The 15767-nt window shown below is 65.1% G+C and carries 16 protein-coding genes; 8 read left to right on the top strand and 8 right to left on the bottom strand.

Annotated features, from left to right (window positions below; all coding sequences use genetic code 11):
• Positions 1 to 2 precede the first annotated feature (2 nt).
• Positions 3 to 647, bottom strand: a complete 645-nt coding sequence (locus ACR0EF_RS09495) for an NUDIX hydrolase (protein ID WP_217353656.1) — start codon at positions 645 to 647, stop codon at positions 3 to 5.
• Between the two features lie 5 nt (positions 648 to 652).
• Complete coding sequence (locus ACR0EF_RS09490) at positions 653 to 1231, bottom strand: GcrA family cell cycle regulator (RefSeq protein ID WP_170370862.1); 579 nt, start codon at positions 1229 to 1231, stop codon at positions 653 to 655.
• Positions 1232 to 1357: 126 nt separating this feature from the next.
• On the opposite strand from ACR0EF_RS09490, the gene ACR0EF_RS09485 reads away from it, so the two are divergent.
• Positions 1358 to 2161 (top strand): ABC transporter permease, encoded by an 804-nt coding sequence (locus ACR0EF_RS09485; RefSeq protein ID WP_093962716.1) that lies wholly within the window; start codon positions 1358 to 1360, stop codon positions 2159 to 2161.
• On the opposite strand, the gene ACR0EF_RS09480 is transcribed toward ACR0EF_RS09485, so the two are convergent.
• Together ACR0EF_RS09480 and ACR0EF_RS09475 are read right to left on the bottom strand one after the other, a co-directional pair.
• Positions 2158 to 3393 (bottom strand): MFS transporter, encoded by a 1236-nt coding sequence (locus ACR0EF_RS09480; protein ID WP_170372079.1) that lies wholly within the window; start codon positions 3391 to 3393, stop codon positions 2158 to 2160. The genes ACR0EF_RS09485 and ACR0EF_RS09480 overlap by 4 nt on opposite strands.
• Positions 3394 to 3500: 107 nt before the next feature.
• Positions 3501 to 4385, bottom strand: coding sequence for a DMT family transporter (locus ACR0EF_RS09475; RefSeq protein WP_170337989.1), 885 nt, complete (start codon positions 4383 to 4385; stop codon positions 3501 to 3503).
• A gap of 306 nt (positions 4386 to 4691) precedes the next feature.
• Here ACR0EF_RS09475 and ACR0EF_RS09470 point away from each other — a divergent pair, with 306 nt between their 5' ends.
• From ACR0EF_RS09470 to ACR0EF_RS09460, 3 genes are all read left to right on the top strand, one after another.
• Positions 4692 to 5879, top strand: a complete 1188-nt coding sequence (locus ACR0EF_RS09470; protein WP_170370859.1) for an aspartate aminotransferase family protein — start codon at positions 4692 to 4694, stop codon at positions 5877 to 5879.
• Between the two features lie 67 nt (positions 5880 to 5946).
• The gene (gene argF / locus ACR0EF_RS09465; protein WP_170337993.1) at positions 5947 to 6873 is read left to right on the top strand and encodes an ornithine carbamoyltransferase; all 927 of its coding nucleotides are present in this window, start codon (positions 5947 to 5949) and stop codon (positions 6871 to 6873) included.
• 57 nt (positions 6874 to 6930) lie between these two features.
• On the top strand, positions 6931 to 7275 hold the full coding sequence (locus tag ACR0EF_RS09460) for a 5-carboxymethyl-2-hydroxymuconate Delta-isomerase (RefSeq protein ID WP_170337995.1): 345 nt from the start codon (positions 6931 to 6933) through the stop codon (positions 7273 to 7275).
• 14 nt (positions 7276 to 7289) lie between these two features.
• Here the strand turns inward: ACR0EF_RS09460 and ACR0EF_RS09455 are convergent, their stop codons facing one another.
• The gene (locus tag ACR0EF_RS09455; RefSeq protein WP_170372080.1) at positions 7290 to 7895 is read right to left on the bottom strand and encodes a ferric reductase-like transmembrane domain-containing protein; all 606 of its coding nucleotides are present in this window, start codon (positions 7893 to 7895) and stop codon (positions 7290 to 7292) included.
• Between the two features lie 5 nt (positions 7896 to 7900).
• Positions 7901 to 8389, bottom strand: a complete 489-nt coding sequence (locus tag ACR0EF_RS09450; protein WP_170372082.1) for a peptidase associated/transthyretin-like domain-containing protein — start codon at positions 8387 to 8389, stop codon at positions 7901 to 7903.
• Positions 8390 to 8594: 205 nt separating this feature from the next.
• On the opposite strand from ACR0EF_RS09450, the gene ACR0EF_RS09445 reads away from it, so the two are divergent.
• From ACR0EF_RS09445 to ACR0EF_RS09435, 3 genes are all read left to right on the top strand, one after another.
• Positions 8595 to 9437 carry a phytanoyl-CoA dioxygenase family protein gene (locus ACR0EF_RS09445; RefSeq protein ID WP_170372084.1) on the top strand — a complete coding sequence of 281 codons (843 nt, stop codon included), beginning with the start codon at positions 8595 to 8597 and terminating at the stop codon, positions 9435 to 9437.
• A gap of 102 nt (positions 9438 to 9539) precedes the next feature.
• Complete coding sequence (locus tag ACR0EF_RS09440; RefSeq protein ID WP_170372086.1) at positions 9540 to 10502, top strand: pirin family protein; 963 nt, start codon at positions 9540 to 9542, stop codon at positions 10500 to 10502.
• A 78-nt stretch (positions 10503 to 10580) separates the two neighbouring features.
• A complete protein-coding gene (locus ACR0EF_RS09435; RefSeq protein WP_170372088.1) occupies positions 10581 to 11576 on the top strand; it encodes a 2-dehydropantoate 2-reductase in 996 nt (331 codons plus the stop codon).
• On the opposite strand, the gene ACR0EF_RS09430 is transcribed toward ACR0EF_RS09435, so the two are convergent.
• Together ACR0EF_RS09430 and hrpB are read right to left on the bottom strand one after the other, a co-directional pair.
• The gene (locus ACR0EF_RS09430) at positions 11573 to 12028 is read right to left on the bottom strand and encodes an NUDIX hydrolase (RefSeq protein WP_170370855.1); all 456 of its coding nucleotides are present in this window, start codon (positions 12026 to 12028) and stop codon (positions 11573 to 11575) included. The two genes, ACR0EF_RS09435 and ACR0EF_RS09430, sit on opposite strands and share 4 nt — an antisense overlap.
• A gap of 72 nt (positions 12029 to 12100) precedes the next feature.
• On the bottom strand, positions 12101 to 14551 hold the full coding sequence (gene hrpB, locus ACR0EF_RS09425) for an ATP-dependent helicase HrpB (protein ID WP_170372090.1): 2451 nt from the start codon (positions 14549 to 14551) through the stop codon (positions 12101 to 12103).
• 126 nt (positions 14552 to 14677) lie between these two features.
• Here hrpB and meaB point away from each other — a divergent pair, with 126 nt between their 5' ends.
• Positions 14678 to 15655 carry a methylmalonyl Co-A mutase-associated GTPase MeaB gene (meaB, locus tag ACR0EF_RS09420; RefSeq protein ID WP_170370853.1) on the top strand — a complete coding sequence of 326 codons (978 nt, stop codon included), beginning with the start codon at positions 14678 to 14680 and terminating at the stop codon, positions 15653 to 15655.
• Positions 15656 to 15767 lie beyond the last annotated feature (112 nt).

The following is a 15767-nucleotide window of genomic DNA, read 5'->3' as shown; positions in this document are numbered from 1 at the left end:
GGTCAGTCAAACATCGCCGGGCTGGGTGACGTGCCGTTCGCTTGAAACGCATCGTGGATGTCTTTTTCCAAATTGCGTGTCAGGGACAGGTCCGGCAACGCATCCGGGGCAAAAAACGCGGCTTCGCTGGTTTCGGGGCCCGGGGTCGGGGTGGCGGCATCGAAAGGGCTACACAGGAAGAACAGTTTGTAAAAGTCCCGTGGATCTGCCGGGTAGGGATGCCGCGCCTTGTGGCGTACTGCATAGAGTGTCTGCGCCGCGACACGCAGACCGGCTTCCTCCAAGACTTCGCGTTCGATGTTCTCCGACGGAGAGCTGCCGATATCGGCAAAACCGCCAGGCATCGCCCACAACCCGTCGCTGCGTTCCCGTACCAGCAGGATACCGCCGTTGCGAATTACGGCGGCGCGGATGTCGATGCTCGGTGTTGCGTATCCGCCCGAGTGGGCAGGCATCGCCATTTCGATCTTTGACAAAGGCACCCGACCCAGGTCGGCCAGCATCGCGCGGGCCATTCCGGCGATTTCGTCATAACGTTCGCGGTCGAACGGATCGGCGGTGAAATGCTGGCCGGTTTCGGCCAGCGCCAAAAGCCGTTTGGCCCGGGCCAGCCAGGTATCCTCCATCGCTGTCGGATCCTGGCGCATGGGCCTCAGCGACGCCGGTCGCGGCGCGAGCTCATGGGTTGGAAGGCGACGCCCACATGCGCCTCACAATAGGGTTTGCCCGGCTCGGCCGGCAGACCGCAGAACCAGAAATCATCCGTGGCCGGATCGCCCACGGGCCATTTGCAGGTCTTTTCGGTCAGTTCCATCAGGGTCAGCTTCTTGGCCTTCTTCTCGACCTCGTTGACCTTGGCCAGTGCCTCGGGGCTGATTTCATTGGCCGAAGGCTGCGGCGGCAGCGGCTGGCCGGCCGGAATGATCTGGCGGCGCGGCGGCGTGGCCGGCTTTGCCTCGGCGGCCGGCGCGGCGGCTGCGGGGCGGGCCGGCTCGGTCTTGGGGGCGGGTTTGGGCTTGGCTTCGGCCTTGGGCGCGGGGGCCGGTTTTTCCTTGGGCTCGGCCTTGGCCGGTGCGCCGCCGGAGGTCCGGTTCGACAGGCCCAGGCGATGGACCTTGCCGATCACCGCATTGCGGGTGACCCCGCCCAGTTCCTTGGCGATCTGGCTGGCCGACTGGCCTTCGCCCCACATTTTCTTGAGCAGTTCAACGCGCTCGTCTGTCCAGGACATGGGTAGCCTTTCAAAAGCGGGAAAGCGGCCTCGGTCACGGGCCGCCTTCGGAATTCGTCTCAGCGCCCTATTCTAATCACTGCGGGCCGAGTTACAAGCGGTCATCGAATCAGATTGGGGGCAGGAATGCAGAATCTCGCGGATCAGGACATGCGCCGTTTCGGAGCGGTCAACTGGATGGGGTTGTGGACACTGGCCCAGCGCGAAACCCTGCGCTTCCTGGCGGTCTGGACGCAGACCCTGCTGGCGCCTCTGGTCACAGCGGGGCTGTTCCTGCTGATCTTCAACATTGCCGTCGGCCCGGGGCGGCCGGATGTCATGGGCGTGCCCTTCCTGACATTCCTGGCGCCCGGGATCATGATGATGACGGTGATTCAGAACGCCTTTGCCAACACTTCGTCCTCGATGGTGATCTCGAAAGTGCAGGGCAACATCGTCGATACCCTGATGCCGCCGCTGTCCCCGCTCGAGATATTGCTGGGCTATCTGGCGGGCGGCATCGCACGGGGTGTGCTGATCGCGTTGATGCTGGCCGCTGCGCTGGCGCTTGGCTTGGGGCTGATGCCGCAGCATCCCGCGCTGGCCTTGGTTTTCGTCATTCTTGGGGGTGCGTTCATGGGCGCGCTGGGCCTGCTGGCAGGGGTCTTCGCCAACAAGTTCGATCAGATGGCCGCCATCACCAACTTCATCGTCACCCCTTTGGCGTTTCTGTCTGGCACCTTCTACTCGGTCGACGCGTTGCCGCCGTTGCTGAACAGGATCAGCCACGTGAACCCCGTTTTCTACCTGATCGACGGATTGCGATACGGCATGATCGGCGTGTCGGACAGCAACCCGATGTTGGGGATGGCCGTCTGTTTGCTGTCGACCCTGCTGATCTGCGCAGTCATCTGGCAAATGCTGCGGACCGGTTACCGTTTGAAGGCCTAGGCAGCTTCGGACAACGAACCGGGCTGTAGCGGCACGCGGGGGCGTCCCAGCCGCGGATGCAGTCGCGCGGCCACGGACCAGGCGCCCAGCAGTGCAAACCCACCTGCTGCAAAAACACCAGCCACCGGTGTCGCCAGCAACACCAAGGCGGCAACGCCCGGTGTCAGAATTCCCGAAACGTCGCGATAGCTGGAATAGATTGCGGACATCTCTGTCCGCTCGGACGGCTTCACCGCCATCAGGAATGGCAGACCGGCACAAATGTCCAGCACGATCAACCAGATTGACCCCATGACCAGTGCGACGACCGATGCCACCGGCCAGCCCGAGAGAAATGCAGCCAACAGAAAACACGTGGCGCAGGCGGCAAAGCCCGTTCGCACGGCGCTGCGCAGAGACCGGTTCTGGACCCAGCGCAGAATCAGGGGGGCAGCAAACAGCATGGCGTTCGTGGCGGACAAAAGCGTGCCGCCCAATTGCTCACCCAACCCGTTTTCGATGGCGAAAATCGGAAGGTAGACCACATAGATCCACCAGCCACAGGACCGGATCATGGCAAACAGATACCCGGCCACCAGCCGTGGTTGGGCAAAGAACCGAGGCAGAAAAGACAGCGGATTTTTTGTTGCCCTCCTGGCCTTGGTAATCAGTTTGCCGTTCCCCAGGCGCATGGCCCAGAACATGATCAGCATACCAATGGCGGCGGCCGCGCTGATGACGAAAGGGGCAGGGGCCCATAATTCCATCAACATCACACCTGCCATCGGCCCCGCTGTCCAACCCAGCGCGCTGTAGAACATCCGGCTTGTTTCGCAGCGGCCGAGCTCGATCTTGCTGATGTAGTCCAAAACGTAGGCGTTGAAGCAGATGAAAGTCACCACCGCGGCCACGGTGTTCAGCGCAAGTGCCCCGATCACGGCCTCGGGGCTGCCGTCGATGGCCAGCAGAGCGCCGGTGATGAACATAACGCAGCCGGCTGTGTAGGCCCATCGCCGCGGGACATAACGGATCAGGAACGGCACCATCAGCCCGGCCAATAACGAAACGAGGCCGACCAGAAAGTAAACGAGCGAGACGGACCCGGCGTCGCCCATGGCCCGGTACATCACCAAGGGGAATACGGAAATCAGAATGCCGCGAACCACGGCCTCGAACCCGGCAAGTATGCCGAACTTGCGAACGGAGGGCGCGGGCGCATGACGGACCCATTCCGGGATTCGGCGTTCGTGCATCGGGCAATCTCTCTAACCAACCGCATTCAGGGTGCGTCATGCGGTGTCGGTTTCATGAGAGTTTGCGACATCGGGGTCGCCTGCGGACAAGGCCGTAGAAAAAAATTCTAGCGGCGTCTGGCTCGGGCCTCGCGCCAGACAAGGATCAGCGCTCCGGTCAGAATGACCCCTGAGCCCAGCAAACTGACCCAATCCGGAACGACCCGGAACACCGCAAAGTCATAAAGCGCGGCGAATATCAGCGTTGCATAGCTGATTGGCGCTACGAACGAGGCATCTGCCCGGGCCATTCCATTGACGAAGCAGGCCTGCGCGCAAGCCATCAGAAAACCAATGCCGGCCAAAGCCGCCCACTGAGCGGGCGATGGTGGCTGCCAGACGGTTGCGACCGCGATGCTGGCAATCGTCAAGCCCATGGCATTGTTGATGAGCAGGATCTGGATGGGGCTCTCGCGGCCAGACAGCTTTTTGATGAAGATCAGTTCCATCCCGATCACTGCCGCCGCCGCCAAGGCCAGCAGAGCCGCGGGTTGAAAGCTGTCGGGGGTCGGGCGCAGCAGGATGATGGCCCCCGTCAAAGCCACCGCCGCCGCCAACCAGCGCCAAGGCCCCACGGTCTCTTTCAGCAGAGGAATGGCCAGAACCATCGCGAAAACAGGGTTCAGAAACGATATCGCCGTGGCATCGGCTATGGGGATATAGGCGACCGACGCGAACATCAGAGTAATGCCAGTCCACCCGAAGCTGGTGCGTCCGACATGCAGGCCCCAGTGGGGACGCCGTAGTTGGGGACGCAGAACGCCAACCGCTGCCACGATGACCACAAATGCGAACAGGAACCGGCCATGGCTGATCTGCATCGGGTGCAGGGGCGGGCCCAGTGTCTCGGTGCCCAGAGCTTTGGCCAGCAATGTCGTGCCCGCGATGAAAGCGCTGGCGCAGAAGATAAGTACGGCTGCCAGGGCAGGGTTGTGGGCTTGTGGTGAGAACATGGGCCATCGGTGCGCCAGCGTAAGAGAAATGACAAGCCCGAATTGCAAGGGGTCCAACCCGCGCCCGCAAAAAATCCATGGGCGGATACATTTTCCCTTTCCTCACTGGGTTGGCCCCGCTATACGGGCGCCCATGATCAAACTCGTGCATATCCTGCCGCTCCGACGCCGACGCATCCTTGCGTAACCGGCCCGTTTGATCCTGCGCGCGCGACCCAAATCCGCGCATCTCTCACCAAATCTGTTGACGAACCCGGTCTCAGTGTTTCAGTCACTGGGTTCAAGTTTTCCAAAAAGGATGATCCGATGATCCCGTCCGTTCTGCCGACCTACAACCGTGCTCCGCTGACCTTCGTGAAGGGCGAAGGCGCCTGGCTGACCGAGGCGGACGGCCGACGTTTCCTTGACCTGGGCGCGGGGATCGCGGTGAACGCGCTGGGCCATGCCCACCCGGCCCTGGTCAATGCCCTGACCGACCAGGCGCATGCGCTGTGGCACGTCTCGAACCTGTACCAGATCCCGCAGCAGCAGGCGCTGGCCGACAAACTGGTGGATCTGACCTTTGCCGACACGGTGTTCTTCACCAATTCGGGCACCGAGTCCTGCGAATTGGCGGTCAAGATGGCCCGCAAATACTTCTACGATCAGGGGCAACCCGAGCGGGTCGAGATCATCACGTTTGATGGGTCTTTCCACGGGCGTTCTTCAGCGGGCATCGCCGCTGCCGGGTCCGAGAAGATGATCAAGGGGTTCGGCCCGCTGCTGCCCGGGTTCGTGCATGTCGCCTTCGGCGATCTTGACGGTGTGACCAACGCGATCAGCGACAAGACCGCCGCGATCATGATCGAGCCGATCCAGGGCGAAGGCGGCATCCGCCCCGTCCCCGATGTCGAGCTCAAGGCCCTGCGCCAGATCTGCGACGACAACGGGCTGCTGCTGATCCTTGACGAGGTGCAATGCGGCGTCGGCCGGACCGGGAAACTCTTTGCCCATGAATGGGCGGGCATCACGCCCGACATCATGATGGTGGCCAAGGGTATCGGTGGCGGCTTTCCGCTGGGCGCGGTGCTGGCCACCGAAGCGGCCGCCAGCGGCATGACCGCAGGCACCCATGGGTCGACCTATGGTGGCAACCCGCTGGGCTGCGCGGTGGGCTGCGCGGTTCTGGACCATGTGGCGACCCCGGCCTTCCTGGACGGTGTCAACCGCAAGGCAGGGCTGCTGCGCCAAAAGCTCGAGGGCCTTGTCGCCGATCACCCCGACGTGTTCGAAGAGGTCCGCGGATCCGGCCTGATGCTGGGCCTGAAATGCAAGGCGTCCAACGCCGATGTTGTCGCGGCCGGTTATGAAAACGAAGTCATCACCGTGCCCGCAGCCGACAACGTGATCCGCCTGCTGCCGCCGCTGACCCTGACCGAGGATGACATTGCCCAGGCCCAGATCCGCCTCGAGAAAACCGCCCGGCAGGTCCAGGGCCAACTCGCCTCGGCCTGACGCCCCCTATTCCCGAATGCGCCGGGGGCGGTGCCCCCGGCAACCGACAGTAAAAAAGCGAACCGACATGAACCATTTCCTTGATATCCACAAAACCGACGCCGCCGCGCTGCGGTCGATGATCGATCAGGCCGGCGCGATGAAGCAGGCCCGGTTGGGCCGCCCTAAGGCCGCACCCGACGATGAACAGCCGCTGGCCGGCCGCATGGTCGCGCTGATCTTCGAAAAACCATCAACCCGGACCCGCGTTTCGTTCGATGTAGGCGTGCGCCAGATGGGCGGTCAGACCATGGTGCTGTCGGGCAAGGACATGCAGCTGGGCCATGGCGAGACCATCGCCGACACCGCCCGCGTGCTGTCGCGCTATGTCGACATGATCATGATCCGCACCTTTGACGAAACCATCCTGACCGAGATGGCCGAATACTCGGACGTGCCGGTGATCAACGGCCTGACCGACCGCACCCATCCCTGCCAGATCATGGCCGACGTGCTGACCTATGAAGAACACCGCGGCCCCATCGACGGGAAAAAGGTGGTCTGGACGGGTGACGGCAACAATGTCTGCGCCTCGTTCCTGCACGCGGCGGGCCAGTTCGGCTTTGACCTGACCTTCACCGGCCCCGCCCAGTTCGATCCCGAGGAAGAGTTCATGGGTTTCGCCCGCCAGAAGGGCTCGAAGATCGTGGTCGAACGCGACCCGTACAAGGCCGTCGATGGCGCTGATCTGGTTGTGGCCGACACCTGGGTTTCGATGCACGATTCCCAATCCGCGAAGGAACGCCGGCACAACCTGCTGCGGCCCTATCAGGTCAACGCGGAGCTCATGTCCCATGCCAAACCCGACGCCCTGTTCATGCACTGCCTGCCCGCCCACCGCGAGGAGGAAGCGACCTCCGAGGTGATGGATGGGCCGAACTCGGTGATCTTTGACGAGGCCGAAAACCGCCTGCATGCGCAGAAGGCGGTAATGCGCTGGTGTTTGGGGGTCTGAAGCCCCCTCAGACATTCAATGGGAGCCACTGGTTCTCTTTCGTTCTTGGAGGCTCCCATGCCGCACGTCGTCTTGGAATTTTCAGCCGGACTTGAGCAATCGCATGATTTTCAAGCCATATGCGAAGAACTCTATAGGGTCCTCGCCGCGCATGAGGAGTTTGATGCACCAACGCTCAAAATCCGCGCGATGCCGATCCCATATTCCTTCATCGGGACCGAGCCGCAGACCTTCATCCATGCCTCTCTGTTGCTGATGCAGGGACGGGATGAACGGACGCGAGCCGAGCTGAACGCGATCATTCTGGATGTTCTGGCCGCCGCGGCGCCGAAGGTCGGCAACATTACCGTACGGGATGTAGAGATGAACCGCGCCACCTATGCCAAGCGCCTGGCGACCTGACGTGCGCCCGTCGCTTAACCCCGCGGTTTCACGTCCCAGACCTGCAATCTGATCAACGCTCGGACGCAGGCGAATAATACAAGCCCGCACAATGTGGCCTTGGTGACGGTTTCCATTGCGCCCTCGATCAGCAGGGCATGAACGACCGTGCCTAGGATGGTCACAAGCGCAAGACTGGCATGGGCCAACCGCCAAAGGCGGAACCGCCATCCCAGCCGGCTGCGCAACGCGGCCAACACAACGGCGGCGAACGCTGCCCACATGGCCGCCACGCCCCAAGCCGAGAACGGGGTGGGGGACCGGAACAGAAGGGCATCCACCACGTCCGGGGGGCTGGTGATCCACAGTCCGCCCACATGCAGGGCAAGCATGACGATCAGGGTGCACCCGACCCAGCGGTGCACCATTCGGCTGTTCATCGCGGTCAGCCCCGGCAGCATGCGCGCGGCCAGCAGCGGCTGTACCAACAGCAATCCCAACCCGATGACCCCGGCAAAGCCCGCAGCGATATAGATCGGGCTGCGCCAGGCCAGATACGGGCTGAACCCCGCCACCACCACAGGCACCGCAATGGCGGCGATCAGCGCCAGCCAGACCGCAAGGACGCCCGGGCGCGGCACGTTGTTCAGACCGGTTGCAGAACGAAATGCGCGGCGAGGGTCTTGTCGCGCGCACTGGACATGATCGGCCGCAGGAAGACGGTCTCGAATTCGCCGCTGTCATAGGCCAGATGTCCATGCGGCTGACCAAAGGCAGGCACGATCTGCGGCATTTCCAGCCGGAATTCTCCCTTCGCATCGGTCAGGGTGGCGCCGTGGCTCTGCGGGTCGCGCTCGTGACCTTCGGTTGTGTGCGCCCAGATCTGGATGCGCTGACCGGGCAGGGGCGCGCCGTCGCCGGCCCGCCGTACTGTGCCGGTCATCCAGAAACCGCCGCCGCCGATCCTGTCGACGATCGGCGCGCCCGGGCGGTAGTTGTTCGATCCACCCCGCATCGACGGGGTCGGCGCCAGCCCACTGGCCCGCGCAGGCAGGATCAGGCCGCTGCCGGTCGTGGCGACCAGAGCGGTACCGGCCACCAACATGGTTCTTCGGTTCAGTGAATCTCCGGGCATCGAATCCTCTCCTGTGCTGACCCGGCAGCTATTCCAACCGCCACAGTGGAAGAATAGCACGATCACGGCTCATTCCGAGCGTTCCGGGCAAAATCCGACCAACCAGCGCACGAAAGCGCGTGGAATTGACCGAGGCGGCAAAAGTCTTTGACGCCTGCGCCTTTCGGGTGCGATCCTTCTGGTTGCGTCACCAAGGGGGAAGCCGATGACAGATGCCAACCTGCTGACCAAGGATGAAATCACCGCCTTCCGCCGCGATGGCGCGGTGGTGCTGCGCCAGAAATTCAGCGCGGACTGGCTTGAGTTGCTGCGCGCGGGCATCGACGCCGATCTGCAGACCCCGACCGAGAACTTCACCTGCCACACCAAGGACCCGGACGCGCCCGCCTATCTCGAGGATTACTGGGCCTGGAGCAAGATCCCCCAGTTCGAGGAATTCGTCCGCAACTCGCCCTGCGCGCCGATCGCGTCCGAATTGCTGGGCGCCGCGCCGATCAATCTGGTGATGGACAACTGGTTCCTGCGCGAGGCCGGATCGACCTCGCGCCCGCCATTCCATCAGGACCTGTCCTATTTCGATTTCGAAGGCTCGATGTGCGTGCTGTGGCTGCCGCTTGAACCGGTCAGCAAGGACAACGGGATCGCCTTAGTGCGCGGCTCGCACCTGTGGGACAAGCTGTTCATGCGGGTGCGGTTCGCCGACGGGCACCCCAGTTATGAACCCACGCAGGTTGCAGGCCGCACCTATCACCCGCCACCGGACGTGAATGCCGACCCCGGCGCTTATGACCTGCTGCAATGGGATATGGACCTGGGCGACTGCATCTATTTCGACATGCGCACGCTGCACGGGGGGCTGTCCTCGGTCACGCCCACGGAAACCGTGCGCCGCTTCACCCTGCGCATGACCGGGCCGGACGGGTTGATCCGGTATCGCGGCGATTGGGCCAAGGAGGAGCGGGCGCAGTTTGAAGCCGCCGGCTATGCCGAGGGCGACCGGATCGCCGGCCCGTTTTTCCCGCAGCTCTGGCCCCGCGCACAGGACTGATCCGGGGCGCAGCCTGTCTGTGCGCAGATGCACTTTGTCCGCTGGTATTTTGCGCTAGATTGGCAAGGGTGAACATCCCGCCGCACCGAATTGGAGGCCGACATGAGCTGGAACCCCACCCACAGCCCCGAATGCGTCAGCGAAGGTTCGGCGCTGGAAACCCTGATCATCCCGCGCGCCCGCGATCTGGGCGGGTTCGAGGTGCGCCGCGCGCTGCCCTCGGTCAAGCGTCAGTTGGTGGGACCCTTCATCTTCTTCGACCAGATGGGACCGGCCGAGTTCATCACCGATGGCGGCATCGACGTACGCCCGCATCCGCATATCGGGCTGGGCACGGTCACCTACCTGTACCAGGGCGAGTTTGAACATCGCGACAGCCTTGGCACCCATCAGATGATCTATCCCGGCGAGGTCAACTGGATGGTCGCGGGCCGCGGCGTCACCCATTCCGAACGCACCAGCGCCGAAACCCGCGCCAAGCGGCACAGCCTGTTCGGCATCCAGACCTGGATCGCGCTGCCCGAAGCGCACGAAGACATGGCCCCCGATTTTGAACATCACAAGCAGAGCGCGTTGCCGCATATCCAGGATGCCGGTGTCAGCGCCCGGCTGATCCTCGGCTCGGCCTATGGGGAAACCAGCCCGGTCACGATGCTGTCTGAAATCTTCTATCTGGACGTGCAACTGGATCCCGGCGCCGCGTTTCCGCTGCCCGACGATCATGAGGATCGGGGCGTCTACGTCACCCAGGGCTCGGTCGAGATCGCGGGTGACCGGTTCGAGGAAGGCCGCATGATGGTCTTCCGCCCGGGTGACCGCCTGTCGGTGACGGCCGGGCCGGCGGGGGCGCGGCTGATGCTGCTGGGCGGGGCCACGATGAATGAGGATCGGTATATCTGGTGGAACTTCGTCTCGTCTTCGAAGGACAAGATCGAAACGGCGATCCGCGAATGGAAATCCGCCGATTGGGCCAACGGCGCCTTCCACTTGCCGCCGGGGGACGAAGACGATTTCATTCCGATCACTCCCGAACTGGAACGCACCAAACCCCGGCGCGCGCGCTGAACGCGACGTCAGCGCCCGCCCGGCTTGCCCGCCCGTGCGATACCGGCGATCCTTGACGGCAAACGGGAAGGGGACGGCATGAAACTGGTGATCGCGGGCGCGGGCAGCATCGGATGCTATTGCGGGGGGCTGTTGGCCGATGCCGGGCATGACGTTACGCTGCTGGGCCGGGCGCGGGTGCTGGACTCGATCCGGCAGAACGAGCTGACCGTGACTGACTATTCCGGCATGCGCAAAACGATCCCCGCCGACCGTCTGACCCTGTCCGATGACCCGGCCTGCCTGTCCGACGCCGATCTGGTTCTGGTCACGGTAAAAACCGGCGCCACCGCCGAGATGGCCCGCCTGATCGCCGCGCACACCCCGGCTGCGGCCCCGGTCATTTCGTTGCAGAACGGGATGGAAAACGCCCGCACCCTGCACACCGCGCTGCCCGGGCGGGACGTGCGCGCCGGGATGGTGCCGTTCAACGTTGTGCCTGCCGGTCCGGCCACCTGGCATCGCGCGACATCCGGCGACATCGTGATCCAGTCCGGCCTTGGCACTCTGGCCCGCCGCCTGTCCTCGCCCGATCTGCCCGTCACCGAAACCGATGGGATCGAGGCGGTGCAATGGGGCAAGCTGGTCATCAACCTCAACAATGCTCTGAACGCGCTGTCGGGCCTGACCCTGCGCGAACAGCTGTTGAACCGCGACTGGCGCCGCCTGATGGCCGATCAGATGGCCGAGGCGCTGGCGGTTCTGGCCGCCTCCGGGCATCCCGTGGCCTCGACCACGCCGCTGCCGGCCTGGATGACGCCGCATATCCTGCGCCTGCCCACGCCGCTGTTTTCGCGCATCGCGGCGCGGATGCTGACGATCGACCCCGCCGCGCGCACCTCGATGGCCTATGATCTGGATGCCGGTCGTCCGACCGAAATTGACAGCCTGCAGGGTGAGATCATTCGCCTGGGCCGCGAAACCGGCACGCCGACCCCGATCTGCGATCGGGTGGCCGGGCTGATCACGCGGGGCGAGACGGGTCCGCTGACCCCCGATCAGATCCGTGCCGGGCTGAGCGGTACCGGCGGTTAGATCCGCAACAGCAGCTTTTTCAGCTCTGGTTCATGGACGCGTTCAGACGCCTCTTGCGGCGAGACCCACTCGCGGGTGCGTTCGTGCATTTCGGGAAATTCATCGGCCAGGTCGGTGACCCGCAGCCGATAAACAGTGGTGCAGACCGGATCGATCGCGCCGCTTTTGCGGACCTTGCCGTAGCAGTAGCTGCCGACCGGCTCTGGATCGACCTCGGCGTTGCGCACGCCGGCCTCTTCCCAGGCCTCCTGCGCTGCGGCTTCGGCCCCGTTCAGCCCGTCAATCGGCCAGCCCTTGGGGATGATCCACCGCCCGGTGTCCCGGCTGGTGACCAGCAGCACCTGCGTATCGGGGCCATCGCCACGGGTGCACAGCGCCGCGAACTGCACGTGGCGCGGACGCTGAAACAGGGGTTTCAGGACCCCCTCCCAGAATTTGTGCAGCCATGTCATTGCGGGTGCCTGCCGTTTTTTTTGTTGTTCTGCCTTCCAGACGGCGAGAGATATCAATCTGACAGACGGTATTCAAGCACCCCTGCGTTTGGCCCGCAGGGTCGGGTCGGCCTGGGTCGGGTCCTCGGGCCAGGGGTGCTTGGGATATTGCGCGCGCATGTCCTTGCGCACATCGGCATAGGACCCGGCCCAGAACCCCGGCAAGTCGCGGGTGATCTGGATCGGGCGTTGCGCGGGGGACAGAAGGGTGATCTTCAGCGGCTCGCCGCCCACCATCGGGTGCCGCGTGACCCCGAACATCTCCTGAAGGCGAACGGCGATTTCGGGCACCGCCTTGCCATAGTCGATCGGGACCTTGCGCCCCAGCGGCGTGACGAAGGCCGGGGGCGCGCGGCGGTCCAGTTCCTGCATCTGGTCCCAACTCAGCCGCGCCTGAAGGGCGGGCAGCAGGTCGAACCGCTTCCAATCCTCGGCGTTGCGCACGCCGGTCAGCATCGGCAGCAGCCAGTCCTCAAGCGTGTCCATCAGACCGTTTTCCGAAAAGTCCGGCAGGTCGACGCCCGCCGCCCGCACCAGCTCGACCCGCGCAGCCAGTCGCGTGGCCTTGCCCTCCAGCCGCAGGCCCAGATCGCGCACGCCGTCCAGCATCGCGCGGGCCACGGACTCGTCGGGCACGTCCTTCCAGATGCGGTCATCCAACACCAGCGCCCTGAACCGTTCCTGCCGCCGGGCCACCACCCGGCGGTCCCGTTTCGACCAGGCGCAGGCCTCGACCCATTCGATCTGGTCGGCGAACAACGCGCGGATCTCGGCCTCGGTGATCTGCGCGGCCATGCGCAGCCGGGCCTCGCGCGGGTTGCCGTCCGTGTCGATGGCCACCAGATACGGGGCCGCGGCCAGCGGATCGCCGGGGTCCATCACCACACCCTTGCCGCCCGACAGCATATAGCGTGGCGCGTCGCCCTTGCGCCGCTGGCCGACCCGGTCGGGATAGGCCAGTGCGGCCATCGCCGCCGGGCTCAGCGGGTCGCCTTCGGTCTTGATCTGGCCGCGTAGCCGTTTCGCCTCGGACCGGATTCGGTCCAGAACGCCGGGATTGGCGGGCCAGACCCGGTTGCGCTGATAGGCGCGCGGATCGCGCAGCGCCTCGAGTCGCAGCGACAGGTCCACCGGCGCGCCCTTCAACGGGTCGCGCTCGGCCATCAGGGCGGCAAGCGGAGCGGCCTGCGCGCCGGCCGTGACCAGCATGTGCCCCAGCCGCGGATGCAGCGGCAGACCAGCCAGTGCGCGGCCATGTTCGGTGATCCGGCCCTTGCCGTCCAGCGCGCCCAGCATCCGCAGCAGCGCGCGCGCCTCGGCCAGCGCCCCCTCGGGCGGGGGTGTCAGAAAGGCCAGATCCTGCGGCTCGGCCCCCCACAGGGCCAGTTCCAGCGCAAGGCCTGTCAGGTCGGCGGCTTCGATCTCGGCGGGTGGAAAGGCGGGCAGGGCGCCTTCCTCACCCTTCGACCACAGGCGATAGCACAGCCCTTCGGCCACGCGGCCCGCGCGGCCCGCGCGTTGGGTCGCCTCGGCGCGGGTGACGCGCTCGGTCACTAGGCGCGACATGCCCGAGCCCGGATCGAACCGCGCGCGGCGAGCCTGACCCATGTCCACCACCACCCGGATGTCCGGAATGGTCAGCGAGGTCTCGGCGATCGAGGTGGCTAGCACCACCTTGCGTCCGGTCTCGACCGGCGCAAGGGCGGCGCGCTGGGCGGCAAAGGGCAGGGCGCCGAACAACGGCCGGATCGTACAATCGCCGGGCAGCCGCCCGGCCAGCGCGGTCTCGGCCCGGCGGATTTCGCCCTCGCCCGGCAGAAACACCAGAATACCGCCGCCGGTGGCGCGGGTCTCGCGCTCGGCCTGCACCACCAGATCGACCAACGCATCCAGCCGCCGCGTCTGGAGGCCAAGCGGGCGGTCCAGCCAGCGGGTCTGAACCGGAAAACTGCGCCCCTCGGATGTCACCAGCGGCGCGTCCATCAACCGCGCCACCGGATCGGCATCCAGCGTGGCCGACATCGCCAGCAGGATCAGGTCGTCGCGCAGCGCACCGGCGACCTCTAGGCACAGGGCCAGCCCCAGATCGGCGTTCAAAGATCGTTCGTGGAATTCGTCGAAGATCACCGCCCCAACACCGGGCAGATCGGGCTCGGACTGCAGCATCCGGGTCAGGATGCCTTCGGTCACCACCTCGATCCGGGTGGCATTCGACACTTTCGTCTCGCCCCGCACGCGATAGCCGACGGTCTGGCCCGCGCGTTCGCCCAGTGTCTCGGCCATGCGTTCGGCAGCGGCGCGGGCGGCCAGCCGCCGCGGTTCCAGCATCACGATCCGCCCGTCGCACAGGCCGGCGTCGCGCATCGCCAGAGGCACGCGCGTGGTCTTGCCGGCGCCGGGCGGGGCCTGCAGCACCGCGCGGCCGCGTGTGCGCAGCGCGGCGATCAGGTCGGGCAGGGCATCGTCGATCGGTAGACGGGTCATGCCGCCTTATCGCCAAAGCCTCGGCCAAGGTCCAGAACGCCTGCGTCAAATCCCGTGCCCGGCGGTACTGGACAAACCCGGCCCATCCCCGTCATCTAGGGCAGATTTCGACGAAGGACCGCGCCCATGACTACAGCCGAGCTTGCCGACAGGATCCTCAAGGGCGACCGCCGGGCGCTGGCCCGCGCGATCACCCTTGTCGAAAGCACCCGCGCCGATCACCGCGCCCAGACGGCGCAGCTGCTCGAGGCGCTGTCGGGTGCCGGGCGGCAGGCGCTGCGCATCGGGTTGTCGGGAACGCCGGGGGTGGGCAAATCCACCTTCATTGAAAGCTTCGGCATGATGCTGATCGGGCAGGGGCTGCGGGTGGCGGTTCTGGCGGTCGATCCCAGCTCGGCCCGGTCGGGCGGCTCGATCCTGGGCGACAAGACCCGGATGGAACGCCTCAGCCGCGAGCCGAACGCCTTCATCCGCCCCTCACCCAGCCAGAGCCATCTGGGCGGCGTCGCCCGCCGCACGCGCGAGGCCATCGCCCTGTGCGAGGCGGCCGGGTTCGACGTGGTGCTGATCGAAACGGTGGGCGTGGGCCAGTCGGAGACCGTGGTGTCGGAAATGTCCGACCTTTTCCTGCTGCTGCTGGCCCCGGCCGGCGGGGATGAATTGCAGGGCGTCAAGCGCGGCATCATGGAGATGGCCGACATGATCCTTGTGAACAAGGCCGACGGCGACCTGAAAGCGACGGCCACCCGCACCTGCGCCGACTATGCCGGGGCGCTGCGCCTGCTGCGCAAACGCCCGCAGGACCCCGAGGGCTTTCCCAAGGCGATGACCGTTTCAGCGGTCGAGGAACACGGCCTGGACCAGGCCTGGGCCGAAATGCAGGCCTTGGCCGATTGGCGCAAACAGAATGGCCATTGGGACGCCAATCGCGCCGAGCAGGCCCGCTACTGGTTCGACCAGGAGGTGCGTCACGCGCTGCTCGCCAAGCTGGAGACCCCGCAGGCCCGATCCGAGATGGACCGGCTGGGCGCCGAGGTCGGTTCTGGGCGGCTCAGCCCCTCGGTGGCGGCCGAGCGGATGTTGCGGACTCTTGCATCCGGGTAACACCATTGCCCGCGCGGACAGGAAAACTTGGCGCAACGCCCAAGAGTTCTGTAGCCTGAGTGCAGGTGAAATCCTTGGTTGTGGTGCCCAGCACATAGAAAAACCGGAGCGC

The organism is Ruegeria sp. CG8, assembly GCF_056537165.1.
The sequence above is the reverse complement of the archived record's forward strand: the minus strand, read 5'-3'. Positions and strand labels throughout refer to the sequence as shown.